The 25,280-nt window shown below is 61.9% G+C and carries 29 protein-coding genes and 1 pseudogene; 1 reads left to right on the top strand and 29 read right to left on the bottom strand.

The features are described 5' to 3' along the window. Nucleotides 1-5: 5 nt before the first annotated feature. The 23 genes and pseudogenes from VPH43_RS00150 to VPH43_RS00040 all read right to left on the bottom strand — a co-directional run bounded on the left by VPH43_RS00150 (nucleotide 6) and on the right by VPH43_RS00040 (nucleotide 19,744). The gene (locus VPH43_RS00150; RefSeq protein ID WP_328575612.1) at nucleotides 6-959 is read right to left on the bottom strand and encodes a sugar ABC transporter substrate-binding protein; all 954 of its coding nucleotides are present in this window, start codon (nucleotides 957-959) and stop codon (nucleotides 6-8) included. A 208-nt stretch (nucleotides 960-1,167) separates the two neighbouring features. Beyond that, nucleotides 1,168-1,854 (bottom strand): response regulator, encoded by a 687-nt coding sequence (locus VPH43_RS00145; RefSeq protein ID WP_328575611.1) that lies wholly within the window; start codon nucleotides 1,852-1,854, stop codon nucleotides 1,168-1,170. Between the two features lie 96 nt (nucleotides 1,855-1,950). Further along, the gene (locus VPH43_RS00140; protein WP_328575610.1) at nucleotides 1,951-2,538 is read right to left on the bottom strand and encodes a DUF6151 family protein; all 588 of its coding nucleotides are present in this window, start codon (nucleotides 2,536-2,538) and stop codon (nucleotides 1,951-1,953) included. A gap of 200 nt (nucleotides 2,539-2,738) precedes the next feature. Beyond that, on the bottom strand, nucleotides 2,739-3,149 hold the full coding sequence (locus VPH43_RS00135; protein WP_328575609.1) for a DUF4259 domain-containing protein: 411 nt from the start codon (nucleotides 3,147-3,149) through the stop codon (nucleotides 2,739-2,741). A gap of 58 nt (nucleotides 3,150-3,207) precedes the next feature. Next, nucleotides 3,208-3,696 carry a hypothetical protein gene (locus VPH43_RS00130; RefSeq protein ID WP_328575608.1) on the bottom strand — a complete coding sequence of 163 codons (489 nt, stop codon included), beginning with the start codon at nucleotides 3,694-3,696 and terminating at the stop codon, nucleotides 3,208-3,210. Between the two features lie 122 nt (nucleotides 3,697-3,818). Further along, nucleotides 3,819-4,151 (bottom strand): antibiotic biosynthesis monooxygenase family protein, encoded by a 333-nt coding sequence (locus VPH43_RS00125; protein ID WP_328575607.1) that lies wholly within the window; start codon nucleotides 4,149-4,151, stop codon nucleotides 3,819-3,821. A gap of 57 nt (nucleotides 4,152-4,208) precedes the next feature. Continuing rightward, entirely contained in the window at nucleotides 4,209-4,442 is a 234-nt protein-coding gene (locus tag VPH43_RS00120) for a hypothetical protein (protein ID WP_328575606.1), read from the bottom strand. Between the two features lie 105 nt (nucleotides 4,443-4,547). Further along, nucleotides 4,548-5,015: a membrane protein insertion efficiency factor YidD gene (gene yidD, locus VPH43_RS24615; RefSeq protein WP_442909173.1), complete on the bottom strand. Its 468-nt coding sequence runs from the start codon at nucleotides 5,013-5,015 to the stop codon at nucleotides 4,548-4,550. Between the two features lie 73 nt (nucleotides 5,016-5,088). After that, nucleotides 5,089-5,481 (bottom strand): GFA family protein, encoded by a 393-nt coding sequence (locus VPH43_RS00115; RefSeq protein WP_328575605.1) that lies wholly within the window; start codon nucleotides 5,479-5,481, stop codon nucleotides 5,089-5,091. A gap of 11 nt (nucleotides 5,482-5,492) precedes the next feature. Then, complete coding sequence (locus VPH43_RS00110; RefSeq protein WP_328575604.1) at nucleotides 5,493-6,131, bottom strand: LysE family translocator; 639 nt, start codon at nucleotides 6,129-6,131, stop codon at nucleotides 5,493-5,495. Nucleotides 6,132-6,197: 66 nt separating this feature from the next. Further along, nucleotides 6,198-6,416: a hypothetical protein gene (locus VPH43_RS00105; RefSeq protein WP_328575603.1), complete on the bottom strand. Its 219-nt coding sequence runs from the start codon at nucleotides 6,414-6,416 to the stop codon at nucleotides 6,198-6,200. 68 nt (nucleotides 6,417-6,484) lie between these two features. Further along, nucleotides 6,485-6,919: an inner membrane protein YiaA gene (yiaA, locus tag VPH43_RS00100; protein WP_328575602.1), complete on the bottom strand. Its 435-nt coding sequence runs from the start codon at nucleotides 6,917-6,919 to the stop codon at nucleotides 6,485-6,487. Nucleotides 6,920-7,046: 127 nt separating this feature from the next. Then, entirely contained in the window at nucleotides 7,047-7,433 is a 387-nt protein-coding gene (locus VPH43_RS00095) for a VOC family protein (protein WP_328575601.1), read from the bottom strand. A 323-nt stretch (nucleotides 7,434-7,756) separates the two neighbouring features. Beyond that, a complete protein-coding gene (locus VPH43_RS00090) occupies nucleotides 7,757-8,257 on the bottom strand; it encodes a hypothetical protein (RefSeq protein ID WP_328575600.1) in 501 nt (166 codons plus the stop codon). A gap of 54 nt (nucleotides 8,258-8,311) precedes the next feature. After that, entirely contained in the window at nucleotides 8,312-8,911 is a 600-nt protein-coding gene (locus VPH43_RS00085; protein ID WP_328575599.1) for a hypothetical protein, read from the bottom strand. A gap of 68 nt (nucleotides 8,912-8,979) precedes the next feature. After that, a complete protein-coding gene (locus VPH43_RS00080) occupies nucleotides 8,980-9,453 on the bottom strand; it encodes a DUF4259 domain-containing protein (protein ID WP_328575598.1) in 474 nt (157 codons plus the stop codon). A gap of 75 nt (nucleotides 9,454-9,528) precedes the next feature. After that, nucleotides 9,529-10,152, bottom strand: a complete 624-nt coding sequence (locus VPH43_RS00075) for a hypothetical protein (protein ID WP_328575597.1) — start codon at nucleotides 10,150-10,152, stop codon at nucleotides 9,529-9,531. Between the two features lie 79 nt (nucleotides 10,153-10,231). After that, nucleotides 10,232-10,576, bottom strand: coding sequence for a hypothetical protein (locus tag VPH43_RS00070; RefSeq protein WP_328575596.1), 345 nt, complete (start codon nucleotides 10,574-10,576; stop codon nucleotides 10,232-10,234). A 2,014-nt stretch (nucleotides 10,577-12,590) separates the two neighbouring features. Then, nucleotides 12,591-13,720 (bottom strand): annotated as a pseudogene (locus tag VPH43_RS00065) (IS110 family transposase). Between the two features lie 102 nt (nucleotides 13,721-13,822). Continuing rightward, nucleotides 13,823-14,548 (bottom strand): hypothetical protein, encoded by a 726-nt coding sequence (locus VPH43_RS00055; RefSeq protein ID WP_328575593.1) that lies wholly within the window; start codon nucleotides 14,546-14,548, stop codon nucleotides 13,823-13,825. Nucleotides 14,549-14,678: 130 nt separating this feature from the next. Beyond that, nucleotides 14,679-15,536 carry a hypothetical protein gene (locus tag VPH43_RS00050; RefSeq protein WP_328575592.1) on the bottom strand — a complete coding sequence of 286 codons (858 nt, stop codon included), beginning with the start codon at nucleotides 15,534-15,536 and terminating at the stop codon, nucleotides 14,679-14,681. Between the two features lie 115 nt (nucleotides 15,537-15,651). Continuing rightward, on the bottom strand, nucleotides 15,652-16,143 hold the full coding sequence (locus VPH43_RS00045) for a hypothetical protein (protein ID WP_328575591.1): 492 nt from the start codon (nucleotides 16,141-16,143) through the stop codon (nucleotides 15,652-15,654). A gap of 2,953 nt (nucleotides 16,144-19,096) precedes the next feature. After that, nucleotides 19,097-19,744 carry a hypothetical protein gene (locus tag VPH43_RS00040; RefSeq protein WP_328575590.1) on the bottom strand — a complete coding sequence of 216 codons (648 nt, stop codon included), beginning with the start codon at nucleotides 19,742-19,744 and terminating at the stop codon, nucleotides 19,097-19,099. A 153-nt stretch (nucleotides 19,745-19,897) separates the two neighbouring features. Here VPH43_RS00040 and VPH43_RS00035 point away from each other — a divergent pair, with 153 nt between their 5' ends. Further along, entirely contained in the window at nucleotides 19,898-20,230 is a 333-nt protein-coding gene (locus tag VPH43_RS00035; protein ID WP_328575589.1) for a hypothetical protein, read from the top strand. 165 nt (nucleotides 20,231-20,395) lie between these two features. Here the strand turns inward: VPH43_RS00035 and VPH43_RS00030 are convergent, their stop codons facing one another. The 6 genes from VPH43_RS00030 to VPH43_RS00005 all read right to left on the bottom strand — a co-directional run bounded on the left by VPH43_RS00030 (nucleotide 20,396) and on the right by VPH43_RS00005 (nucleotide 25,112). Next, nucleotides 20,396-20,902 (bottom strand): methyltransferase family protein, encoded by a 507-nt coding sequence (locus VPH43_RS00030; protein WP_328575588.1) that lies wholly within the window; start codon nucleotides 20,900-20,902, stop codon nucleotides 20,396-20,398. Between the two features lie 766 nt (nucleotides 20,903-21,668). Beyond that, nucleotides 21,669-22,277: a DMP19 family protein gene (locus VPH43_RS00025; protein WP_328575587.1), complete on the bottom strand. Its 609-nt coding sequence runs from the start codon at nucleotides 22,275-22,277 to the stop codon at nucleotides 21,669-21,671. Nucleotides 22,278-22,827: 550 nt separating this feature from the next. After that, complete coding sequence (locus VPH43_RS00020; RefSeq protein ID WP_328575586.1) at nucleotides 22,828-23,070, bottom strand: hypothetical protein; 243 nt, start codon at nucleotides 23,068-23,070, stop codon at nucleotides 22,828-22,830. Between the two features lie 366 nt (nucleotides 23,071-23,436). Beyond that, a complete protein-coding gene (locus tag VPH43_RS00015) occupies nucleotides 23,437-23,961 on the bottom strand; it encodes a GNAT family N-acetyltransferase (RefSeq protein ID WP_328575585.1) in 525 nt (174 codons plus the stop codon). A 103-nt stretch (nucleotides 23,962-24,064) separates the two neighbouring features. After that, nucleotides 24,065-24,571 carry an SHOCT domain-containing protein gene (locus VPH43_RS00010; protein ID WP_328575584.1) on the bottom strand — a complete coding sequence of 169 codons (507 nt, stop codon included), beginning with the start codon at nucleotides 24,569-24,571 and terminating at the stop codon, nucleotides 24,065-24,067. Nucleotides 24,572-24,713: 142 nt separating this feature from the next. Further along, a complete protein-coding gene (locus tag VPH43_RS00005; protein ID WP_328575583.1) occupies nucleotides 24,714-25,112 on the bottom strand; it encodes a hypothetical protein in 399 nt (132 codons plus the stop codon). Nucleotides 25,113-25,280 lie beyond the last annotated feature (168 nt).

Genomic DNA, 25,280 nt, shown 5'->3' with positions numbered 1-25,280 from the left:
AAGGATCAGGACTTCAGGTTCTTGGCCGTCACCAGCTCGATCGGGGTCTTGATCCAGCCCTTGAGCGGCTTGCCTTCCTTGCGCGCCTTGATGCCGTAGTCGATGGCGTTGGCGGCCATGTCGCTGCCGAACTGGTCCACCGTGGCCAGCACCTTGCCCTGCTTGACCAGCGGGCGGATGGCCGGGATGTTGTCAAAGCCCACCACCTTGATCTGGCCCGTCTTGCCGGCCGCGTCGATGGCCTTCACCACACCGAGCGCCATGGAGTCGTTGGCGGCCATCACGCCCTTGATGTCGGGGTTGGCGGTGAGGATGTTGGTGAACACCGCGTTGGCTTCCTCGGTCTCCCAATGGGCCGTCTGCGAGGCCACGACGTTCAGCTTGCCGGCCTTGGCGGCGTCTTCGAAGCCGAGCTTGCGCTGCAGCGCGTTGTCGGCGCCGGGGTTGCCTTCGATGATGACCACCTTGGCGCCGGGGCCCAGGGTGCGCGCGAGTTCGTCACCCGCCATCTTGGCGCCGGCGCGGTTGTCCGGGCCCACGAAGGCGAGGTCGATGCCGGCCTTCTTCATCGCGGCCGGGTCCAGCGCGACGTCGAAGTTGACCACCGTGATGCCGGCCTTGAGCGCGCGCGACACCGGCGCCACCATGGCGCGCGAATCGGCCGGCGCGATCACGATCACGTCGTACTTCTGGGTGATGAAGTTCTCCACCGCCGCGGTCTGGGCGTCGAAGTCGGTCTCCGACTGCATGCCCACGGCCTTGAGCGTGAAGTCGCCGCGCTTCTTCTCGTGGGCGATCGCGCCTTCGGTCATGTTCTTGAAGAACTCGTTGGCCAGCGACTTCATCACCAGGCCGACACGCGGCTTTTCCTGCGCAAGGGCGAGGGGTGAGAAGGCGGTGGCGCCGGCCAGCAAGGCAGCGGCGGCGAGGGCGGTGCGGCGCGAAACGTGCGAGGTCATGGGGTGAGTCTCCTGACGATGTCTAAAGCCGCGGTTCATCGCGGCCGCGGTGTGAGGAACGTCGCGCTAACGTTTGCGCAAACGTTTGCGCGATTTAACGCGCTGGGGCTTTTGGCGTCACTGAGGGAAAACGAGTAGTTTGCTGCGCGGCTCGGAGTTGGTGGCGGAGGGGGCGGGTGCCGTTGCCCGGACCGCCCTGTCGCCGCACTCAGCCCTCGCGCTTGAGCGCCGACAGCACGTAGGCGAAGAGTTCGCTGGCGCGGTTGGTGCTGCCCAGGGCGCCGCGCCGCTGGGCCTCGGCCTTGTGGGCCGCCGCGCTGGAACCGGCGTAGATGATGAAGGGCACGTGGTTGCCCGCCGCGCGCAGCGTCTCCAGCAGCGTGTAGCCCGCCTGCGCATCGGGCGGACGGGCCATGTCGGAGATCACCACGTCGAAGCGCTGCTGCGCCATCTTGGCCAGGGCTTCGTCGGTGGATTTGGCGATCACGAAGCGCACGCCCAGCGCTTCCAGCGACTGGCGCTCGTAGACGTTGTTGTCCGGCCGGTCGTCCACCCACAAGGCCCAGGCGCCGCTGGCGCGCCGCAGGGTGCGCTTGTCGACCTGGCCCACGATGGAGGCGGCCTCCTTGGCGTCGCGTGCGGTGCTTTCGGGCGTGGCGGCGGCGTCGGGCCGTGCGACCGCGGCCGCCATCAGCGCGGCGGCGGCTTCCTGCTTGCGCCTGGCGGTCGCTTCGAAGCCCGCGCCCTTGAAGCTGAACTCGCCGAGCGAGGAGAAAAAATCCTTCAGCGACGGGCCGAAGCGGATGAGCACAAAGGTCAACAGCGCGGGCCAGACCAGCACGGACAGCAGGTTGGCGAATGCCTGCACCAGCTTGACGACGTCATCCACGGCCATGCTGCCTCCTTGGGGTGTTAGCCCGCTCAGCGGCACGCCACCCTGTCATCGTGTGTCGCGTCCAGTGTGCGCCTTTGCAGCGCAGAACGGGGCAGCTCAGGCCACGGTTTTCACCGCCGCCAGCTCGGCCGGGGTGAGCACCCGGCGCGCCACGATCGGGCGGCCGCTGTCCGCTTCGAAGAAGGGGTTGTCGCGATGGCGGGCGGTGAACCGCGCCGGCAGCATGAAGCGCATCAGCTTCAGGATCGCCAGGCCCATGGCCACCGGCGTGCCCTGCACCGGGCCGGTGGCCGACGCGGTGTTGAGCCGCACCCGCGCGGGGCCGAACGCGGGCTCCAGCGGCTTGGCCAGGCAACTGTGCACCAGCCCCACGTAATGCACCTTGCGGTCCGGCGGCGTGTTGCCGATCGGCGTGGCGCAGCAGCTGGCATACCAGCGCAGGATGCCCTTGGGCGTGAGCGAGAGGCAGGCGAGGGCGTCCAGCCCTTGTTCGAAGCGCAGGTGCGACGGCATGGTGGCCACGATGTCGCTGCCGCCCTGGGCGTCCAGCACCGCGGCCTCCTGGCCCAGGAACCGGGCGTAGGCCTGGCAATCCTTGCAGTAGCAGACCGCCCGCGCGGCGATCGTCGGCAAGATCACATGGCCACGAACCCTGCCGCAGCGGCAGGCCAATGCATGCTTCATCGTGTGAACCCCCTGGCAGGCACGGGTGGTGCGACATCGCGCCCCCGCGCATGGCACCAAGCGTAAGGCGCTATCGCCTGCGCGCAAGCAAAGCCCACAGATACGGCTTGCCGAACAGCCCGCTGCCCGGCGCCTGGTCACGCATGCGGCGCGGGCTCGGTGAAGCTGCGGTAGTCCACCGGCATGGTGCTCCGGCGGACCTACGACGCCAGCCTGGTGCGCAGGTCGGCCATGGACGCCAGCCACTGGTCGTATTCGTCGCTTTCCTGCCAGAGCGCCTTCAGCTCGGAATCGTCGCCGAGGATGCGGTCGAGCACATGCTGCGCCCGGCTCAGCAGCTCCGGTGTCGGCTTGGCCTTCACCCGCTGCAGCCAGGCGTCGGCCGCTTCGGTGTAGGTCTCGGTGTCCCCGGGCCTGCCGGCCACGCAGGCCAGCAGCTCGATGGCGGCAATGGCCTCGGTGGCTTCGGGCGACTCCAGGTAGTCGCTGCCCACGGACAGCACGGCGGCCAGCGCCTGCTCGATGGCCTGCAGGTCGTCGGTGTCGTCGAGCGCGTACGCCCAGTCAGCGGCATCGTCGTTGCCGAAAGGAAGGGTGGACCAGGTTCCCAAGGGGCGCTCCGTTGCAAGGGTTGGTGTGGCAGGGCCAGGGGGCGGGCGGGGTGGCGTGTCACTGATCCCAGAGGCTGTCGACCAGCTCGCCCACTTCCATCGGCGCACCGTCGCGCCGGGCGTTCTTCCATTCTGCTGGCAAGGGAACGGTCCGCCTGGTGGCCTTGCCGTCCCACAAGGCCACCTTGAGCGCGAACACCACCGGGCCCTGGCGCGCCTCGAACGGCTGCACGCTGGCCACCTTGGCGGCAATCTGTTGCTTCAGTGCCAGATCGAGCAGGGCATCGAAATCCAGCCACACCTTGGACTGCTGGCCGGGCCGCACCGCCACCACGATGAAACCACCCACCGATTGCCGGGCGCTGCTCGCGCTGACGGCCTCGCGCGCCGCCGCCTCCACCGCCTTCACGTACTCCGCCATCGCGTCCACGCTGGCGACGCGTTCCTCCAGCACGGTGCTGGACTGAAGCAGCACGACGTTGAACACGGTCAGCGGTTCGGCCGCCACGGCCGATGGCGCGCCCAGGGCCAGGCACAACCACGTCATCAGCCTGTAAAGGCCCCGGCAGCCTGCGGCGGGTGCCCGCGAAGGAGCAGCGGAGCGCACCAGCGCCTGCCCCTGCCGGCTCGCCAGACCCGGCATCCACGATCGGCATGTGAACCGCGCGGTCATCGGGGAGCAGCCTTGTCCGCCAGCGGGTGCGCCAGCTTGCCGTCGCCGTAGGTCTTGAGCACCTGGGACACGACCACCTGGTAGCCATCCAGCCACCGATGCTGCTGCGCCTTGGCCTGCAGGTGCCGCGGGTGCTGCATCAACGCGCCAAGCGCCTCCAGCGAGTCCCAGTAGTAGACGTTGCACAGCTGGCCGGTGGCCGGGTTCTCCCAGGCCTCCTCACCCAGGTAGCCCGGGATGGACTGCGCCGCTTCGGCGATGGCCTGGTCGAGACGATGGAACTCATCGTCGTAGTCGCCCTTGGCGAAGATGAAGGTGGACGAGTACATGCCGCGCAAAAAGGCGCGATGGTATTCGACGTGCCCGGTGCACGGTCCGCCGGCGTTTCAGCGAATCGCTTCTTCCGTGATCCGAGCGTGCGCATCGGTGATGTGCACGCCATGGGCCTCTATGTCCGCCAGGCATTCGCCCACGTCGACACCCGGCGTTGGCTCGCCACGCCGCAGCTCGACGGTCTTGAAGGCGACCCACGGCGCGAACTTCTGCGGAAGGTTGTCGCCGGTGGGTTGCGTCGTGAAGCCGAAGACCCGACCGGGACCCTTGAAGATGTGCACCTGCATGTCTTGTCCTCTCCTTGAGAGACGGTTGGAGATGGCGCTCAACGGCGGCAGTGAGCCGTGAGTGCGCCCACGCGGCCGAAGGGCAGGCGCAGCAAACGATGCGGTTCATGTCCTCGGCACGGATCGGCTTGTTGTCCGAGGAGGAATGTAGACGTACTTCTCATCGCCTCGTTTCCTTCGCCTGCGATCCGGCCAGTCGCAGCCGCCGCAATCGCAGCAGCTCAAGCAGTCGCACACGCCCGACAGCTTGTTGCTGCCGGGCAAGTCGCATCCGTGGCAGGACGGCAGGTCGCAGCCCCCTGGCAGGTCGCAGCCGATGTCGCAGAGGCCGCGCTGTGCATGCAGGCGGGGCATGGGTGTGCCCTTGTGGCGCCGGTGCACCACGCCGCACTTGTGGGTTCGCTGCTGCAGCAAAAAAAGGCCGCCAAAGATGCCATGCCGGCGGATGGCGCGGTACCCCAGTGCGGAGCAACTGGCCCTGCCGGTATGGCCCCGATAGGCGCAGCAGAAGCCCTTGTACGGCGACACGTACCGTTGATAGGCACGAATCAGGAGCAGGGCGGCGCGACGCATGTTGTCGGCGCCTCAAGCTGCGGCCCGCGGCGCGTGACCGGGCGCGCCAGAGCGTGCCGGCGCGATGGCACGCTCAGGCGTCACCGGTGGACGGCAGGGCGTCAATCTGATCAAAGAACTTCCAGGTGTTGGCTCCGTCGAACTTCCGCACCCGGACCGACGCGATCAGCGCCGGATCGAAGTTGCCCAGGTTGATGCCGTGTTTGGCGCCCGGGGCGGGAGCCAGCGGCTCCCAGTGTGTGACGCAGCCGCAGGTTCGGCAATGAATTGTCCGCAGGGTCTTGTCGCCCCAGACGTACTCGGCCGTTGCTTCGGGATGCCCGTCGATCTTCACCGTGCCGAACTCGAAGTAGACCCAAGGGCCGCCGATGCGGCGGCAGAGCGAACAATTGCAGTCGGTCGCGACCTCGGGTGTAGCCGGCAGCGTCATCCTGACCGCCCCGCAGTGGCATGTGCCTTCGTGCATGGACTGGCTCCTCATGGGCGCACGGCGGCAAGGACGCCACCTGCCGCGATGAAGGCACCCCCGGCGACCCGATTGAAGACCCTGCCAGCGCCCATGCGACCAAGCGCCAAGGCGAACTTCTTGCCGAAGGCCGCATACCCGAACATCACGATGCCATCGACCCCAACCCAGGTGAGTGCCAGCAGGCCCAACTGGGACAGGACCGGAGCCGACGGGTCCAGAAACTGCGGAAACAGGGCGCTGAAGAACAGTAGATCCTTGGGATTGCCGATGCCGACCAAGAGGCCCCTGGCAAACAGCTTGTGCAGCGGTGTTCGTTCGCCTTCACCGGCGCTGACGGCGGGCGCCGCCTCGCTCGCTGACGGAGGTGAAGCACGCCACGCGGCGATGCCAAGCAGCACGAGGTACGCAGCACCGGCAAACTTGACCACCTGGAACGCGGTGTCGGAGGCAGCAAGCACGGCGCCGAGCCCCAGCGCCGACATAGCCATGAGCGTGAGGGAGGCGACGATCCCGCCAAGGACCGTCGCGAGGGTGCGTCGGCTTCCGTGATGCGCGCCGTGCGTCATGCACAGCAGCGCGGAGGGGCCCGGCGTCGCGATGACGGCCAGCACGACCGAAAGGTAGATGAGCCAGAGCTGGATGGACATGGGGCTGATTCCTTGGCGGTGCCTGAGGTTGAGCGGGTGTTCAGCGCGAGGGGTCTGCAGGCCCTTTCAGCCTTTCTTGCCCAGCACGATCAGCAGCCCGCCCGCGACGATGGCGGCCACACCGGCCCAGATGGGGATATTGACCGTCTGTTTTTCCTTCACCGACAGCTCGATCGGGCCCAGCTTCACAGCGGTGGTGTCCTTGGTGTAGCTGAAGCCGCCGTAGAGCAGGGCAAGCACCCCACCAACGATCAGAACGATGGCGGCGATTCTGGAAATGTTCATCTTGGTGTCCTTCGGTGGGCCAGCGTACGACACGAGCGACAACCGAATGCCGCCCGGGCCGATCGGGGTCAGCCGCCGGGCCGCGTGTCAGCTTCCGGTGACCGGTCACCCAGCAGAGCGAGGTCTCGCACGTTCTTCTGGACCGCCACCGCTGCGAACAGGCTCAGCACGAACGACATGGCGTAGAAGCCCTTCTCGCTGGGCGCCAGTTCGGCGTTCCACAGGCCCACGGCCAGCAATGTCAGGGACAGGCCCACTGAAAACCAGCACAGCGAAAAGTAGATGCCTGTCACCGGTGTCCCTTCGAGCTTGTCGCGCACGCTCTTTTGCAGCGAGACCGCGGAAAACAGCCCGTACATCAGGATGGTGAAGTAGTAGCCCTTTTCGTTGAGCAGCATCTTGGCGTTCCACAGGCCGATCAGGTACGTCAGCGCCCCGATGAACAACGCGAGCCAGGACGCGGCGATGAAGGCGCCAGTGGGGCGCTGCATTGGTGGTTTCATGGTCCTCCCCTTGTAATGGACGAGCCGCAAATGTACCGAATGCGCACTCGTCGGGAAAAGGACTTGAGCACCCGTTCGCAGGGGGTTGCTGCTGCGCGTGCGGCGGTGTGCACCGGCCGTGGCGGCGCTATTGCCCTGGCGGTGGCTGCCAGAGCTCCACCTTGTTGCCCTCCGGGTCCATCACCCAGCCGAACTTTCCGAACTCCGAGCCGTCGGTCTTGTCCAGCACCTCACACCCCTCCTCGCGCAGCGCCTTGAGCAGGCCGTCGAGATCCTCGACGCGGTAGTTCACCATGAAGGTGGACCGGCTGGGTGCGAAGTGGGTGCCGTCCGCTGCGCTCACTGACCAGATCGTGGTGCCCCTGGTCGGATGGCCTTGCGCATCGGTCCAGGTGAAGGCGGTGCCGCCCCAGTCCTGAACGTCGATGCCAAGGTGCTTCTTGTACCAGGCGCACAGCGCCTTCGGATCCTTGGCGCTCATGAAGATGCCGCCGATGCCTGTGACTCTTCGCATTCGGACCTCCTATGTGGTTGAGCGGCCCAAGGGTAGCGCTTTACAGGGTTGGGGTGCCAGACTCATGCGACGGCTGCCGCCCGAAAGCGAAAACGAGTCGGGCCGGTGAGGAAGCTGATCATGGCTTGTGAGATTGGCCGATGGACGCGTCGAGTGCAACGCATTCATTGGCGCTGCTATTTGCGCGATGTGTGCTGCAGGTTTTTCGAGCAGCGCCGGCCTCTCAAGGGTCTGGGGCGGACGCGTGCTGAGGCCCCCGATGGTGGGACGCCTAACGTTCGGGACATGAGTGGCAGCCGGAGGCTTTCCGCCCGATGGAGCGGTTAGGCGCCACTCTCGAGCGGCTCAACCTTCTGTCCATTGAAGAACAACTGCAAAGAGGGACTTGCGGCCAACACCGCCTCAAGCCAACGTTCTAGAGCTCGCTGCCCGGGTTGCGCAACTACAAGGTCTGGGCGGACGATGCCCGAAACCGTATTGCCCGTGGCCGTATTCGTTGCTTCAGTCAGTTCGTGGTTCACCAGGCGTCCGCCCTCGAATCTGAGACTCAGCGTGGCTTCGGCCTTCCTGACCGTCACGACGAGTTCGGCGCAGAGCCGATTTAGAAGCGACATGCCAAGGCCTTGAAGTTGAATCGGCTTGGCTTTGCGTTCCTTGTATGGGAAATCGAGGTGACAGTAGATGAAGTCGAGGTAGGGTGAGCCTTCAACGGACCGACCTATGGCGTGCCCTCGCCCATCGTCTTCAACCCTGAACGAGTGCGCTGTCGTAGTTACTCGAATGGTCTTTGCGTGACCCAGCTGATGCTCGGCCAACGAGTACATGACGAGCGTCTGAACGATGCTCGTTGCGATGTCGGTCGGCGGCGGCGGCAAGGCTTACTCGCAGGCAAGAGGAAGGTGACTGTGGCGCCTAACGTTCGACATGAGCGGCATGACCCGGCCTGCCGGGGCATGTCCGCTCGATGGAGGGGTTAGGCGCCCGGCTAGCCATCGACTCGGATGTTCACGACCTTGCCACCTTCGAATTGCGCCGTGAAGGTGGTGGTTTGCCGGCTCGACGAAGTAGCAAACCTCCCATGACGCTGCCGGATTGCCTTGTGTTGGTATTTCGAACCCATCCAAGACGAACGCTTCTCGCCAGGCAACCTGAGGGACTGGTTGCCGCGCCCACTGGGCAAAGATCGGCGCGAACGCCGCCTGGCACTGCTTGAACAATGCATCCAGGTCTGAGAGGATGGCCCGGCAGAAGGCTTCCTCCGACGGTTCGGGACCAGCTGGCGTGCCCTGCATGGTTACGCCGATCTTCTTGGTTTGACCCGGCACGGACAACTCGGCTTCCCAGTAGCAAGGCGCCGGATCTTTGCTACCGAAGTAGGTCATCTCGCCGGAGTAAGGATGGGTCTTGCGGCTCTGCCAGATCTTGCCTGTGAGGTCGCGATTCAGGAACCGGAAGATCGACTGAAGGAGGCGTGACATGAGGCGCCTAACGTTCGACATGAGCGGCGGCTGGCGGCTTGCCGACAGCCGTCCGCTCGATGGAGGGGTTAGGCCACCGGCGGAGACAAACGTTTGAGCAGTTCATTGACACTCCCCTCCCACCTTGACAGCTTCTCCGCATGAACGCTCCAGTTCTGGCGAAGTTCGGACTTGGGACCGAGCACGCCGGTGAGGGCAAGCCGAGCAAACGATGCTAGCGGCCGAAACTGCGCGCCGGACTCGGCGACTATGGCTCGCAGTTCCTCGGGAAACCCTTTACATGGACGACCGAGACTCGCTGCAACCACCTCAGCTGCTGCGACCACTGACTCACCGACGAAGCTTTCGATGTACTCGCTTGAGGTACCGAGCGCCAGGGTGCGACGAAGAAACTGTCCAGTAGGAGCCCCCTGAAACTCAGCGACCCAATCGAGCGCGCTATTGTTCTCGAAGCTCTCGTGCGACCACGCGCCAGCGCGCGAAACCGACGGCAGAACAAGCGGCATTGAAATGCCGCTCAGGACTCGACGACGCATCTGCATAGGGGGCCTAACGTTCGACATGAGCGGCATGACCCGGCTTGCCGGGGCATGTCCGCTCGATGGAGGGGTTAGGCGTCACGCCTTTGAGAGCACCAGTTGTACGACATGATCGAGCAAAAGAAGCGCTTTGACGCGGCTGTGTACCAGCTCGATGGCGAGCGCACGAGCGTTGTTCTCGGTGAGCGAGTCTTCCAGCTTCTTCCATGACTCTGCCTTCTCCTGATCGGTGTGGTACTGCGTGCCGTTGAGCCACAGCTTCAGGATGGAATTGTGCAAGAGCTTCTGGCCACCTACTTGCACCTGCATGTACGAGCTGAGCTCCCCCTCTTCGAAGATGTGGCGAAGCGATCGTGCGTGGTGAGCGAACGTCTTGTCTTTGAATCGCCTTCCCAGCAACGCAATGATCTTCTGGAAGGATGTTCGTTCCTCCTCCAAGATCACAGGACGGAGAACGTGAAGCAGCTCATAGAGTTCGGCGTTGCTGTATGGCGCGCACGTAAAGACCATGCCTGATCCGGCTTCCCACTTCATGTTGGTAATGCCGGAGAACCCTCGCGCGAGCAGCGCAGTCTCTTTGACCCTGGTCATTTGAGTCGCAAAGTCACGTAGACGATCCACGTCGTCGTCATCGAACTCACCCGTGACGGAGGCGGCGAGCGTTCCCTCAGAGTCGTGGAGTGTCAGTGTGACGGTGACCATTGACGCCTAACGTTTGACATGAGCGGCATGACCCGGCTTGCCGGGGCATGTCCGCTCGATGGAGAGGTTGGGTGCCGGCTCAGTCACTGTAGTCGGGCCAGTACTCGTGCAAAAACGACTTTAGCGTGACCCCCTCTGCATCTTGAATGGTGAGAGTGGTCGTTTCCGAAAGGACGGAACCGCCGTCGAGAGTTACCAGCATGGAGTGAACCAAGCCGGACAACAAATGATTGACGATTGCCCTAAACGCCGCCCGGTCGTCTTCCCTTTGCGCGCACTCGGAAAGACTGACCCACGCTGCATGTGCATCGGACCACTTGGCACTTGACGGGTTGGCCACTGCTTCCACTGCATATCGAAGCCACGATTCTTTGGCAACGACCAGTGCGGAAAGAAACGCGTCTTCCGAGGACGTGAGTTCCATGAGGCACCTAACGTTCGACATGAGCGGCAGCCGAAGGCTGTCCGCTCGATGGAGGGGTTAGATGCTTGGTGAACAACGGCACAGCAGCCTTTCGAATTGCTGAAGACCACACGATACCGCGCCGGCTCTTGCCGCTAAAGCCTCGGTGCCACAACGACGAACCGACCTAACCGCAGCGATCCACTTTCGAACAGATATGTCGCAACGCCAAGCGCTCGTTCAACCTTCGCCAGTGCGCAGTTGTGCTTTGGCGCACCGGCCATGCGCCCAACGCGACAAACACACTCTCGCCACCGCTCCGCCCTCTCGTGCACATGGCATCTAACGTCGGACATGAGCGGCAGCCGAAGGCTGTCCGCTCGATGGACTGGTTAGGCCGAGGCGTGCAACGGAGCTTCGGCGCACCAGAGGGCACACGCTTGCGAAACCGAACAGAAACGTCAAACGCATAGCTCAGCAGCCGGACCAGACAAACAAGGCAGCATACGAGAGAGCGTGGCTCGTGGCCGACCATGAAGAACGCCTCGCGGTGCACATTGCTCTCGCACGCGGCTGCCAAGCGCGGACCACAGCAGCCTTGCCCAACAAAGAAGGCGGAGCATCACATGCGCTCGGTTCAACGCACCTCACCCTCAGCTGCCAGAGCATTGAACAGGCGCTGCTGCCCTTTTGCCAGAGCGGCGATCAAGCACTGTGATCGTGCGTGGGGTATTCATGCGGCCGGGCGCCTAACGTTCGACATGAGCGGCAGCCGAAGGCTGTCCGCTCGATGGAGGGGTTAGACGCAGCGGTTGAGCACCATGGAGCGATGGTGGCTTGCCGCGCCGACCATCGATGAGCTCGGAACCAAAACCGTTGCGCCTCATGGCCGACGAGTTTGCCGCCTCAGCGGACTGCGAGACAAGCCAGCACGCGAGGGAGCCGCGACTTCTTGCCAGACAACGCCAGGTTGCTGCGCGCTCGGGACGCTGCGCGAGGACGAATGCGGTGCACAAGTGGTGAGCCGGCCGCCAGCGGACGGACGGCCCGTGCGAGCCTGGCCTCGAACTCTTGCCCGACCGACCGGGGACGAGCAAGTGCAACAGACCTTGCGTGAATTGCTATTTGCTCGGGCATGGACCGAAACCTCGCAACGCCAACATGAACAACCTCGGCATGGCTCGGTGCTCGAAGGCGGAGGCGTCTAACGTTCGACATGAGCGGCAGCCGAAGGCTGTCCGCTCGATGGAGGGGTTAGACGCAGCGGTTGAGCACCATGGAGCGATGGTGGCTTACCGCGCCAACCGTCGATGAGCTCGGGACCAAAACCGTTGCGCCTCATGGCCGACGAGTTTGCCGCCTCAGCGGACTGCGAGACAAGCCAGCACGCGAGGGAGCCGCGACTTCTTGCCAGACAACGCCAGGTTGCTGCCCGCTCGGGACGCTGCGCGAGGATGAATGCAGTGCACAAGTGGTGAGCCGGCCGCCAGCGGACGGACGGCCCGTGCGAGCCTGGCCTCGAACTCTTGCCCGACCGACCGGAGATGAGCAGGCGCAACAGACCCTGCGTGAAGTGCTATTTGCTCGGGCATGGACCGAAACCTCGCAACGCCAACATGAACAACCTCGGCATGGCTCGGTGCTCGAAGGCGGAGGCGTCTAACGTTCGACATGAGCGGCGGCTTCCGGCTTGCCGGAAGACGTCCGCTTCTATGAGGACTTGTATGTCAAGCCCCTTCGTTTCAGATGGCCACGACTATGCCCGACGGCGGCGGCGTTGGATATCCCACCAACGAGCGTATTGATCCAAGGTCGGGACCGTTCCGGCGTACGGGCCAGCGCCCGCACGAACTTCTATCCGTGACGGACCTCCGGGGCCCGCACCACATGCCACATGCGCGCACAGCGCCTGGCTCGATCCCTGTTACCGACGTGCCCCATCTCAATTGACGGTCGCCGCCGGCGGTCAACCCACGGACGTCACGGGCACGTTGACCTTCGATCATCTTCGCCGCCTGGTCGCCATTGCTACTGCTTACGCGATGGGCTTGAGCTGCGCACCTGCCGGGATCTCCCCGTACTTCAGGTACCGCCACAGTGCGATCGCCAGCTTCCTGGCGACTGCCACGATGCCCACGCGCCTCATGCGCTTGCCCGCGTTCGCGAAGCGCCTCTGATACCAGCCGCTGAGCTCGCTTTGTGGCTGCAGTCTCAGCCACCCCCACGCGAGCTCGATCAACAGCGCCCTCACGCGCTTGTTGCCAGCCTTGCTGATGCCTTGCTCGACTTCGCTGCCGCCGCTGTCATACGGCGTAGGTGTCAATCCGATGCTGCTGGCAACCTGGCGCCGGTTGTCGAACTGCCTCCAGCCGAACAGTTCCTTGTCGAGCTTGAGCGCCGAGGTCTCGCCGATGGCGCGCAGCCGCAGCAACTGCCCCGCTGCCGATGCCTTGCTTTGCACTTGCTCATGGCGTTGCCCCACCAGCTCTTTGAGCTGTCGCTGCACCAAGCTCAGCCTCTGCAACTGCCGCTCGATCTCCGCGCGCAGCATCGCCGGCACTTGATCGCAGTGCTGCGACCACCAGCCTGCCCAGGCCTTGGCCGCCACGTTGCCCGTTTTGAGGTTGTGCAGCACCAGCAGCGAGCCGATCCGGTTGACGTGGCGCGTGCGCTCTTGCGTGAGTTGGTCGATCTCGCGGTCCAGCCGCCGCTCGTCCTCTTGCTGTGCACTGGGCACTTTGAGCACCGTCCACAGTCCGCGCTCGCCACCGACGTAGCGCAGCAGCATGCTCAGCAGCTTGTCCGCGTCCAGCCGATCGTCTTGGCTCGCCGTGACCGGCGGCTGACCTCGATGCTCGAGGACTCCACGACGATGTTGTGCACGCCATGCTCAACCAGCCAGCGGTGCAGCCACCAGCCGTCCCGGCCAGCCTCGTAGCAGCTGTGCACCGGTGCATCCTCTGGCAGTCCGAAGCGCTTCTTTGCCTGGCGCAGCGCGCTCATCAGCGCTTCGGTCTCACCCGCTTTGACCACGTACCGGCTGGGGTTGTGGCGGCCGTCTCCGCAGCTGAGCTTCCACTGCTCGGCTCCCAGTTCGAGTGACGCGCACAAGCACCCACTGTGCGGCGTATGCTGGCGTTGAAGGATTGCCTGGGTCTTGTCCATTTCCGTGCTCCTTCTTCAGAAAACGGAAATCACCGTTGTAGATCAACGGGCCTCGCTTGGGCAGTCCTTCATAGCATCTCGATGGAGGGGTTAGGTGCCAGCTCACTGCTCATGTCTTCGAACGTCGATGACGACTTCTCCATCTTGCACCCGTGCGAAAGAGATCACTCCGTTTTCATGCAAACGAATTCTCTCGTTTGCTCCGACACCGGGGTACTTTGGTGACGCCTGAAAGTCACTAACGAATGCAATCCACCTCACCATGGGGTGCAGTGTTCTCTCGTTCTTTGCGACGACATCGAAAATGCTGCCGACCAAGAAGCAAACAGAAAGGGCGCCCGCCATGTGGACAAACATCTTTGCGCTTTCGCTTGCTGGGCGACCAAGAAACCCGCCTAGAAGACCAACGAGCTCAAGAACAATCGCGACAACGCCCAATACGAGGGTCACGATTAAGGACCAAGCCGGGACATACAGTATCAAGCTCAAAAGGCTTACTGTTAGGTCGAAGTCTTGGGGCGGAAGCTCAAGTGCTGACGCGACGATGAAGCGCGCGAAGACAACAGCCAACAGAAGTACAAAGACATGCGCAATGGAGATTGCTACCCTACCCAGGGGATGTGCCCATGCACGTATGACCGTTGGCCTGCACCAGAGTACAAACCCGATGCCAAATCCCAGTGACGCAAACAACAGCAATGCTTGCTGTGTGGCGTTCGATGTAGGGAATGCCCAGGAGAGAAGTAGGCACACGGCGAGAGCAGAGAGGGCAAGCAGATGCACTTGATATGGCAGCTCAAGTGAGTTAACGCGCGAGACAAGCTTCATTTGGCACCTAACGTTTGACATGAGGGGCGGCCGCAAGCAGGCGAAGCCTGATTGTGGACGTCCCCTCGATGGAAGGGTTAGGCGTCAGTGCGGTGCACCGCATGCGAAATGTTTGCATAAACAGCCCATCTCAGAACGGCTTGATCCGCCACGGTAAAGCGAGATACGTCGATAGACTAGTGCCGCGAGCCAGAGGATCGTCAGGCACAGTGAAGGTCAGGAGCGGTAGGCTTGCAAGTGTGGAGCCATCTGTCAGATCGGAAGTGCAAGAGACCGGCTGATATGAACGCGCCCCGAACAGGACAAGTAGTGTTTCAGATGCGTGTGTATTGGCTACGTATGACACCCGAGCAATATCGACCGCCAAGGTGCGATCTCGAATTGATACCTCGTCGGACGCGAACCGCTCGTTGAGCAATCCAGTGACTTCATAGCGCGCGGGAAAGTTGGGAGCGCGCTCCCAGGCAATGCAGAGGTGCGGGGGAAGATGTCCCCAAGCATTACGAACTTCGCCACTCAAGCAGGTATGCGGCGACGATACGGGCGCCACGAACAGCTTCTGGTCCGCATCGACCGTGAATGGCATGACGAGATAGCCAAGCCGGCCCTCAGCCATAGCGCGAACGGCAGCGGATGCAAACGAGTTGTGAATGGCGTTCCCGCGTTGTAGATAGAACCCACCAAAGCCGTAGTTGGGGTCAGTCGGGCGCGACCGCCAGTACAGACCCTCGCCTGCAGCTTCTACCTTGTTGAAGGTTGAGTTTCTGGCTCTTTGGCACTTGAGGTCGAGGTAAGCGCCCGGGACCCAAAGTGGCGCCGTGCCTAGGATGAGAACGACACCCGGTCCGGCCAATGCTCCGACCTTGCCCGCGGGGTGCGAACGAAGAATAGCTAGGAGTCTGCGTGCGAGCAGGAACGCTGCCCAAACGAGACAGAGAAGCCAAACCACGGCCGCAAGTCGCAGGCTGAGAACATAAACGAGCATCAACTATCGCTCCTGGGCGTTGACGCGCTCAACCGATTCATCTGACGCCTAACGTTCGACATGAGCGGCGGCTTCAAGACGGCGCAGCCGGCTTGAAGCTGTCCGCTCGATGGAGGGGTTAGGCCTCGGCACAAAGCTCCCCAGTTTGCCAGTTGACCAGCCAGTACAGGCCTTCCAGTGTGCCCGCTGCGAGCGGCTGACCGCTACCTGCGCACAGTGCTGAGACATAGCGAACCGGCAACGGCACCGGGCTGATCTTCTTCAGCGAGGCGATAAAACGCTTGACTGCGGACGGCTTCGGCTGGGTAGCACCTTCATAGAAGCCAAGTAGCCCTTTGGAAGTGAAGAGTGCTGGCTGATGACCCGATGGATCGTTCCCCGCGTTGAGCGTGACCATGCCTAACCGAACGCTGCCATTGGGGAAGAAGAACGCCGCCTGGACGAATGCTTGATGCGTTGCGCCCCCAAGCTCAGCTAAGGGAAATGGACGAACCGTGCACTCGTCTTGGTCTTCTCGACCCTCCTCATCCGAGGCGTACTCCCAGCACGCATGCTCCTCGAAATCTGAAGCACCAAGCTCGTATACCTGTTTGCGAATGCGGTGGGGCATTGGCTTTCGGGGCCTAACGTTCGACATGAGTTGCGTCTTCCGGCTTGCCGGAAGACGCCCCCTCGATGGAGGGGTTAGGCCGCACTCTTTGGGGGACCCGGTAGCGGCCGTTGCTGCGCCCGCAGGCACATTGAGTATCCAGAAAGCCAGTTCCTTCACTCGCGAATTGGTCTGTCAAGCGAATCTCTATTTCACCCTGACAACAGGGACAGTGGACTTGGCCTTCTTCGCCTCTGAAGTATCCAGAAACAGCAGTATCCGCCGCTTCTGTTGCCCGGGCTCTTCTTCTTACCTCTATGCTGGGGTCTTTGGGGGCCACTTTCAGTATGACCGCCGAGACCAGAGCGACTGGAACTCCGATCACCACTGCGAGAAGCAGTAGAAGGTCTGATGTGGTGACCGCCAGCATGATGGGTGTGGACCTCGGGGCCTAACGTTCGACATGAGCGGCATGACCCGGCTTGCCGGGGCATGTCCGCTCGATGGAGGGGTTAGACGCCATGTCAGGCACCCTGCCGACAGCGCCCTAAAGCGGCGCGCACAGACCGAATGAACAACTCGGCATCTTTCGCACCTATGTTCCCAGAGGTCGTGTGAGTGACAACAAGCCTGACGAAGCGGTTGTCCACCGCGGTCAAGTACGTGTAGGTAAACACGCCAAAGTTTCCGCTCTTTCCGTTGTGTCGCGCTTGCAAAAACTGTGGTCCGCAGCCGGAGAAGTCCGTCTCGAGAGAAGGTAGGGGTTGAGGCTGCAGCGATCCAGGAGCTCTGCCCATCGCCTCCATAAGATTGTCGAATTGCTTCCGAACAACCGGAGAGTTGAGGTCGCTCGGAATCGAGGTCAGCCCAGCACGATAGACATATACAGCCGCCCGTGCGCTGCCCGGAACCACGTAGTTGTACTGTGTGCCCAGCGCACCTCCCGAAAGCGCCCGCCGTTCGACAAACCGAAATGCGCCCGCTGCAGCAGGAAAGGCAACGTTGAAAGGCTCATCAGCGGCCCGGCTAGCGGACGAGAACAATGAGAGAACGACTAAAAACGCGCCGATTGTGCGAGGGCTGGTCATAGAGGTCTGGCGTCTAACGTTCGACATGAGCGGCAGCCGAAGGCTGTCCGCTCGATGGAGGGGTTAGATCTCGTCGTTCCATTCCATAGTCCGGACTGCCGAATCAAATGCAGCGGTGACGGACAGACCTTGACCTTCCCCTCCCGCGCTAATGTGGATCAGGAAATTTGGTGAGTACATTGTGTACTGGAGAAAAAACGATCCTCTCCAGCCTTGCCCTACGCGGCATGACATAGCAAAGACTCGGACTTCACTGAGCGCGTCAATCTCTCGAGTTACTGGCTCGCTGCTGCAGACAGATGCCTCTGCCCTGACTCGGCCAAGGTAAGAGCGCGGCCCTCTATCAGGGTCGGTGAGTACTGAGTAGCCGTATGCGCGTGCATCAGGTGTCACTTTGGAAATGCCCAATGCCGCATTGCCAGCTGGGAACTTAATACGAACGAAGCCACCGTCTGGTTGTAGTTCCCAAGAGTCCGGCAAGCGAAGTGTCAACGGCCCGATGGACCAACGGGTGCTTGACACCTTTGAAGGCAACTGCTGGACGGACGCTTTGAACGGACGCAGTGGGAGATCGACAAGGGTCTGGGCAAGGCCGGACCTCGCAGCTAGCCCAAGAAGGAAGGTAAGGAAAATGGCGCGGCGAGTCATCATGCGAGAGATCTAACGTCGGACATGAGCGGCAGCCGAAGGCTGTCCGCTCGATGGAGGGGTTAGACGCAGCGGTTGAGCACCATGGAGCGATGGTGGCTTACCGCGCCAACCGTCGATGAGCTCGGGACCAAAACCGTTGCGCCTCATGGCCGACGAGTTTGCCGCCTCAGCGGACTGCGAGACAAGCCAGCACGCGAGGGAGCCGCGACTTCTTGCCAGACAACGCCAGGTTGCTGCCCGCTCGGGACGCTGCGCGAGGATGAATGCAGTGCACAAGTGGTGAGCCGGCCGCCAGCGGACGGACGGCCCGTGCGAGCCTGGCCTCGAACTCTTGCCCGACCGACCGGAGATGAGCAGGCGCAACAGACCCTGCGTGAAGTGCTATTTGCTCGGGCATGGACCGAGACCTCGCAACGCCAACATGAACAACCTCGGCATGGCTCGGTGCTCGAAGGCGGAGGCGTCTAACGTCGGACATGAGCGGCAGCCGAAGGCTGTCCGCTCGATGGACTGGTCAGGCTAAAGCGTGAAGCGGAGCCTTGGCGCACCAGAGGGCAAATACCTTCGCCACCGAACAAGACCATCAAACGCATAGCTCAGCGGCCTGACCAGACAAAGAGGGCAGCATACGAGAAAGCGCCCGGCTCGTGCCGGACCACGAAGAACGCTGCGCGGTGCACCTGGTTCTCGCGTGTGGCTGCCAAGCGCGCACCACAGCAGCCTTGCCAGACAAAGAATGCAGCGCAGCACATGCGCTCGACTCAACGCACCTCACCGCCAGGCTGCCAGAGCGCAGACCACGCGCTACTGCCCTTTTGCCAGAGCGCTGGACAAGCGCTGAGATCGTGCGTTGGGATTTCATGCGGCTTGGTGCCTAACGTTCGACATGAGCGGCAGCCGAAGGCTGTCCGCTCGATGGAGTGGTTAGATGCTTGGTGAACAACGGCACAGCAACCTCCCGAAGTACTGAAGGCGACACGATACCGCGCCTGTCCTTGCCGCTAAAGCCTCGGTGCGACAACGGCGAACTGACCTCGCCGTAGCGCTCCTCTTCCGAACCGATATGTCGCAACGAAGTGCGCTCTCTCAAACCTTGGCCGAACTGAACACGTGATTTAGTGCGCTCTCGCCGACAACCGCACCGTTGCGCTCTGGCCATGGCACCGCGCTTCGTGAACATGGCATCTAACGTTCGACATGAGCGGCAGCCGAAGGCTGTCCGCTCGATGGAGGGGTTAGGTTCCACTCTCGGGGACGGGGGAAATGTAGCTGGCAAGAACGGATGCGTCATAGGCAAGCTCACGAAGCACATTGGCAAGGGACTGATACGTGAGAACCCCTCTCTTGCGAGACTGGAGGCCTTCTTGGGTGAACCAGAACACTACCGTGTCGGGTGCCTCAAATTGTGAGCCATCCAACATGTTCGCGACGTGCTTGCAGGCGATATAGAAGCTGCGGAGGGTCGTTAGCTCCTGCTCCGAGGCATGTTGGTAGACCGGTGTGTCACCAGAGAGCAGTAGTAGCTTGTTGGACAGCTCAAACGCTTGCGCAGCGAACGAAACGCAGATTTCGGCTTGATCTAGGGCCGGGAAATAGCTTCGAGCTCGCTTGCCTGGCGCGCCGTACTCGCCAAGTAGCCGCCGGAGCTGGTGATATGCGTCGAGCGCCCCCTGCGCCCTCCTCAAGTGGTTGAACGCCAGTTCACGATACTTCGGCTTAACGCTGTGAGTCAGCTGGTTCAGAACATAGTTGAACAGCCAGTGCCGTTGTTCAGGATGCACAGCGGATAGATCCTCCAGCACAACGCCGCTGAACTCCGAGAATCCCGGCGCGAGATGCGCGTCACACAAGTGCGGAGGTAGCGGAAAGCGGGCGTGGCTCATGGAACCTAACGTTCGACATGAGCGGCATGACCCGGCTTGCCGGGGCATGTCCGCTCGATGGAGGGGTTAGCACCCAATGTTCTGCGCCTCTCCAATGGCGAGCACTGATTCGTTGCGCGCCGTGATTGATTCGACTTCGATCGAATAGCTCCGGTGATCACACTCAACGTCAGTGCGCATAGACCGCAGAACCACCTGGACCGGAAGCTCGAATCGCGGCGCCTTGCCAAAGAGCACACGGTGCGTTTCGGCCTTTCCGACCAGCGGCTGCAACACCTCTTCCGGCGCGCCACCAAGCCAGAGCACGGTTGCAGGAAGCGGGTAGTAGTTTCCAATGGCATGCGGGAGCCTCTCGCGGGACTGACGATCTGGCTCGAAAAAGGCTACGCCTACGTTGTCAGTTTCCCCTTCCGTCTGCGGCGCCCGATCGAACTCAATGATCAGCTTCCCAGTAAGCCTGAGGCGGCCAGACCATACTGCGTATGAACCCCTGGCGTACGAGTCTGAGCGCTCGACAAGGCGAAGAGCCGGATCAGCGCGCGTGAACGTCGATATTGGGGCTTCCTCCCCCGCGCTTGCAGCGCCAAACAGAACCAGGGCGAGGGCTACGACGGCTTTCATGGGTGCTAACGTTTGACATGAGCGGCGGCTTCAAGCGCAGCTTGAAGACGTCCGCTCGATGGAGGGGTTATGCCACTCACAGCCACCGCGGAACCTTCTGTTGATACGCAGCGTACTGACTGCCAAAGCGCTCCAGCAGCGCACGCTCCTCAGGCCGAACCTGGAAGCGATTGATGTAAAGCAATAGACGGGCACAAGCAAGGCAGCCAACGCATTGGACAAAAAGACCGCCCACCCTGCCAACTGCAAGAGGCGACCCAGGTACATGGGGTTTCGGGTGTAGCGATAGATTCCTCCGCTCACCAGCGCGGATGAGCCAGAGGGATTAAGGGGATTGATGGTGGTTCGCGCGCGAACGAGCGACAGCTGCGCAATGGCTCGCACCGCAAAGCCAGCGACAAAAAGGGCAAGGGCTCCGGCAACGCGATAGACGGCAGGCAACGCGAGATTGGGCGTGACTGCCGCAACAACCCACATGAGCAGCGCGAGCACCAGCGCTACCACCGGCGGCGGGACCTTCAGCTCAAGCGCGCTCACGGATCTGAGGGGCATAACGTTCGACATGAGCGGCAGACTTCAGACGGCGAAGCCGGCTGTAGGCTGTCCGCTCGATGGAGGGGTTAGCCACCACGGGCCTCGAGAACCACACGCCCCGTGGGTCCGCGCCGGACATACAAATAGCCCGAGCGTTGATCGGAATCCCTCAGCGCCAAATTCTCGTTGCGCCCACTGTCAAGGACAACCACGAATCTTGCGTCTGGTGGTACGTCAACTTCAGATTCACCCCAAGTTCCGAGGAACGGAAAGCCCTTTGAGCGGAGGACTGGGTTCACTAGCGATAGCGAGCGGAACTCGCTGTCCAGGAACAGAAGCCCGGGTATCAGCGCATGAGCAGTTGCGTTGTTCCACTCGACGTTCACCGCGTGTACCTGAACCAACAGGGACTTGACTCGCGGACCGGCGAACTCAAACGCCGCGAAAAAACTCTTTCCCGTTTCAAACTCAAATGCTGGAGATTTGGGAGTGACCGTCGCTTCGGCTTTGCTTCCGGCATGCAGCTTCAGGTATGGGAAGTCTCGGAGTGAGTTGCAGCAGACCGACGCTGCGCGGAGGGCCTCGGAATGTTCCGGAACGAGGAAGGTACCGTACTTATTGAAAGGCGCGGGAGCACAGGCCGTAAGCCCGATGAGTGCAAGGACAGAGATTGCGACGCGCATGACAGCTGAGTGGTGGCTAACGTTCGACATGAGCGGCGTGCGGAAGCGGGCGAAGCCCGCTGGAGGACGTCCGCTCGATGGAAGGGTTAGGCGTCGCGTGCATACAGGCCGCGATCGATTGCGAAGCGCGAGCAATGATTCGAAAGTTCGTCAGGCTCGGCCCAGAACAGCTTGTCCAGCTCGTCCAACTGCTTACCGATTCGGGAGTATGCAATGTCGTTCTCCTCAACCACACGAAGCAGCTGGTTCCGTTCCTCGAAGTCGACAGGGACGGCTTGATCTCCGAAAAGGGCTTCCTTCGCCTGAGTCAGCAACTGGTGCGAGCGCATGGCTTCAAGTTCGAAGAGTCCGTTCACGGCAACACCGTAGTAAGCGCCAGAGTGATTCGAGAAGAACTGATGAAAGCCACCATTGAAGACCTCACCGATGAGGCATCGAAGCGCGAAGTAGGTCTGCTCGTCTGGCGATAGGGCTTGGAACCCCTCATTCGACTGGTGTACTCGTTCGACCAACGTAAGCCAGTGACGCCGTTCGGCGCTCTTCTCGTAGGCGCGCTCAAGCTCACGCTGGCGTTTGCTCTCCTCGATGCGTGCGCGATATCCGCCTTTGCATGGCATGCAGAGCCCGTTGTTCTTGGCGGCAGTGTCTTGGTGGATCAGATCACCGCACGTGCGACATGGGAGGCGGGTGGTCATTGCGACGGCTAACGTTCGACATGAGCGGCATGAGCGGCAGGCGAAGCCTTCCGTGGCATGTCCGCTGGATGGAGGGGTTAGGCGTCATTGCTCTCCGCCCCTCTGCCGGCACGCAAACCGGGACCAAGCCAGCGGCAGCGCCTTGAACCATTGGAAGTAGCCCACGCTGCAGAAACAGAGCCACAAGGCGACGATTCCTAGCCAATGCGGAAACTCATTGATGGTGGCATTTCCTTCGGCAACCAGGGCGACTCCAACACCGAGAGCTGAGACTAAGAGTCCTGATGGAAACGTAAGCGCGAGCATTGCCCACAAGAAGACGACCATGATGTCGCTGGACGGGCCAGGTGCATATGCCCAGAGTGCTAGCGCCAAAACGGCTGAACATAAGGCTAACCAAACACCGGCGACGACTCGAGCAGCGAGGCTGCTAGTGAGGACAGGACGGTCGGTTTCCATGGCGCCTAACGTTCGACATGAGCGGCATGACCCGGCTTGCCGGGGCATGTCCGCTCGATGGAGGGGTTAGGCGTCTGGTGGGGGCGCTCTCTCATGGCGGCTCCTGTCCACCGCTTTTACGGCGTTGAAGATCTTCGTTCAGCCATTCACCAATGAACCCTGCAACCACGAACGTGACCAACACAAAGGCTGCAACAACCGCCCGATCTTCCATTCCAGACATCGCTTGCCATACGAAGTACGACGCGAACATGCCGAGTACTAGGCCAGCCAAGACCCACAGTGAACTGAACGCCCAGACCAGGAGTTCAAGAAGCGCGTCGACTACCTGCATAGATGAAAATTGACGCTGGTATAGCGGCATTCTGACGCTTGCACCTCTTCCGACAGATCTGCCTGCCTTTGCCTACTTGGCCCAAGATCCGGCCCAGGCCATGAAGACCATTGCAGCGATGGCCAAGAGGACAAGCCATATGGGAGACGTGACCAATAGGAGCATGAACATCCCCGCCGCTCTTTCCTCGGTGGAATAGCCGCCCTCAGCTCGCTCGTGGACCTCCCCACAGCTAACTCGACAGGCTGGTCCGCGCAATATGGACAGCTCTCACTCCGCTCGGTCGGTCGGAGCTTTGCCTTGCATCTGGGGCAGCAGATGAAGTCTGTCATCGTAGACGCCTAACGTTCGACATGAGCGGCGGCTTCAAGCGCAGCTTGAAGACGTCCGCTCGATGGAGGGGTTAGGAGACCCGTTGGACGGACGCTCCATACGAATTACCTCAATGTTCACAGCGGGATCGCCGCGCACAAGCGCCACGCGCTCAACCGGGCGGAACCCGTACCGCCGATAGAGCGGAGCGGAGTTTCGTGTGGCAACGACCAAAAGTTGACCAACGAACCCCTGGCTTGCTTTGGAAAGGCCTCGCTCGAACAACGCGCGACCGAAGCCGCGCCCGGAGTGCACGGGATCAACGAAGAGCAAGGTGACCTCACCAGGGATTGCGCCAACAAAGCCGACTACTTGCCCGGCGATGCAGGCTACCTCAATCTCGCCGCTGGAAAGGCCGGATTGATAGATGTCTGGCGAGCGCCCGAAGAACCAAGCATTGAGCTCAATTTCCGAATACGCGTGGCGACATAACTGGAACACAGAAGCCTTGTGTAACGCATACATCGCCTCGGCATCGGCTCCAACAGCCTGGCGGAACTTGATGCTCTCGGGTGGCACTGGTCTCCTAACGTTCGACATGAGCGGCAGCTGGCGGCTTGCCGACAGCTGTCCGCTCGATGGAGGGGTTAGGCCACGCCGCACACATACACCTCGACTCCTGTCATTGGCCTTGAAGCAACTTGCGCTTCTGGGCCTCGAACTCTGCATCCGTAATGATCCCGCGCTTCCGCAGGTCGTCTAGCTTCAGCAGCTCTGTGTAGACATCCTTCGGTTGGGCAACTTCCTTGGGAGGCGGATTGACAATCACTGCAGGCGCCTGATTTCTGTTCTCGATGACCATGTCAGGTGTCTTTATTAGGCCGCCTCCAGAAGCCCGTGGGTCATTCCGATCGACGAGGCGGAACTGGTACTCGTAGTTCGGCATGCGACCAGGGGCGGGAGGGGTTTCTCGTGCGGCTACCGGAACCGCGACCTTGCCCTTCGATTCTGCAAACGAGTTGGCTCTTTGAATGACCTCCGCCTTGAGCGTTCCCATGTTCGTGAAGACACCGCCAGCGGATGTCTGGGAGATCATGTAAACGTCCGTGCCCATTGGGACAATGTCTGCTGTCGCGCAGGCATTCAGCGTCAGACAGACTGCTAGAGCCAAGGGCAGGTGATGCTTCATGGTAGGTGTGAGTACAAGGAATCTTGGCGGTGCTCGAGGTGGCGACGGAATGCGGGGCCTAACGTTCGACATGAGCGGCATGACCCGGCTTGCCGGGGCATGTCCGCTCGATGGAGGGGTTAGGTCGCACGCGCATGTTGCCTCAGCCGAAGACTGGCACGACAAAGCGCAGGACCACGCGCAGAGCGATTGACACCGCGACCCCCAAGACAAAGCCCACCCAAGCTGACCTAAACGAGCCGCCGGAAGCTTTGTGAGCCGAAAGAGAGCGCCGCAATAGCAAGTAGGAGAACAGGCACCAGACTACCACTTGCGGGAGGTGAACTGCCAATTCCGAAAGGACGTCACCAGGCACGTTGTAGAGCGCCCAGAGCCAAGCAATGGACGCGCCAACATAGAAGCCAATTGCCAGGACAAATGTGCGCTCGCGGCCCAGGGCCGTTGCGTTGCGAATGACGAGATACGCAGCCGCAAGTGGGCCTCCGAAAAGGCTTGCCATGACGATGGCGCCAAGACCGAACGGCACATAGCGCTGCGGCACGATCGGGGACGCATGGGCGACGGAAGACGGTGTATCCACTTGGGACCTAACGTTCGACATGAGCGGCATGACCCGGCTTGCCGGGGCATGTCCGCTCGATGGAGGGGTTAGGCACCATTGGAACACCTCACGGAGCAAGAACGCGCGCCCTACTCAATGCTGCCCTCC

The organism is Ideonella sp. BN130291 (assembly GCF_036231905.1).
In the GTDB taxonomy this organism is placed as follows: Bacteria; Pseudomonadota; Gammaproteobacteria; order Burkholderiales; family Burkholderiaceae_C; genus CAMLIZ01.
The sequence above is the reverse complement of the archived record's forward strand: the minus strand, read 5'-3'. Positions and strand labels throughout refer to the sequence as shown.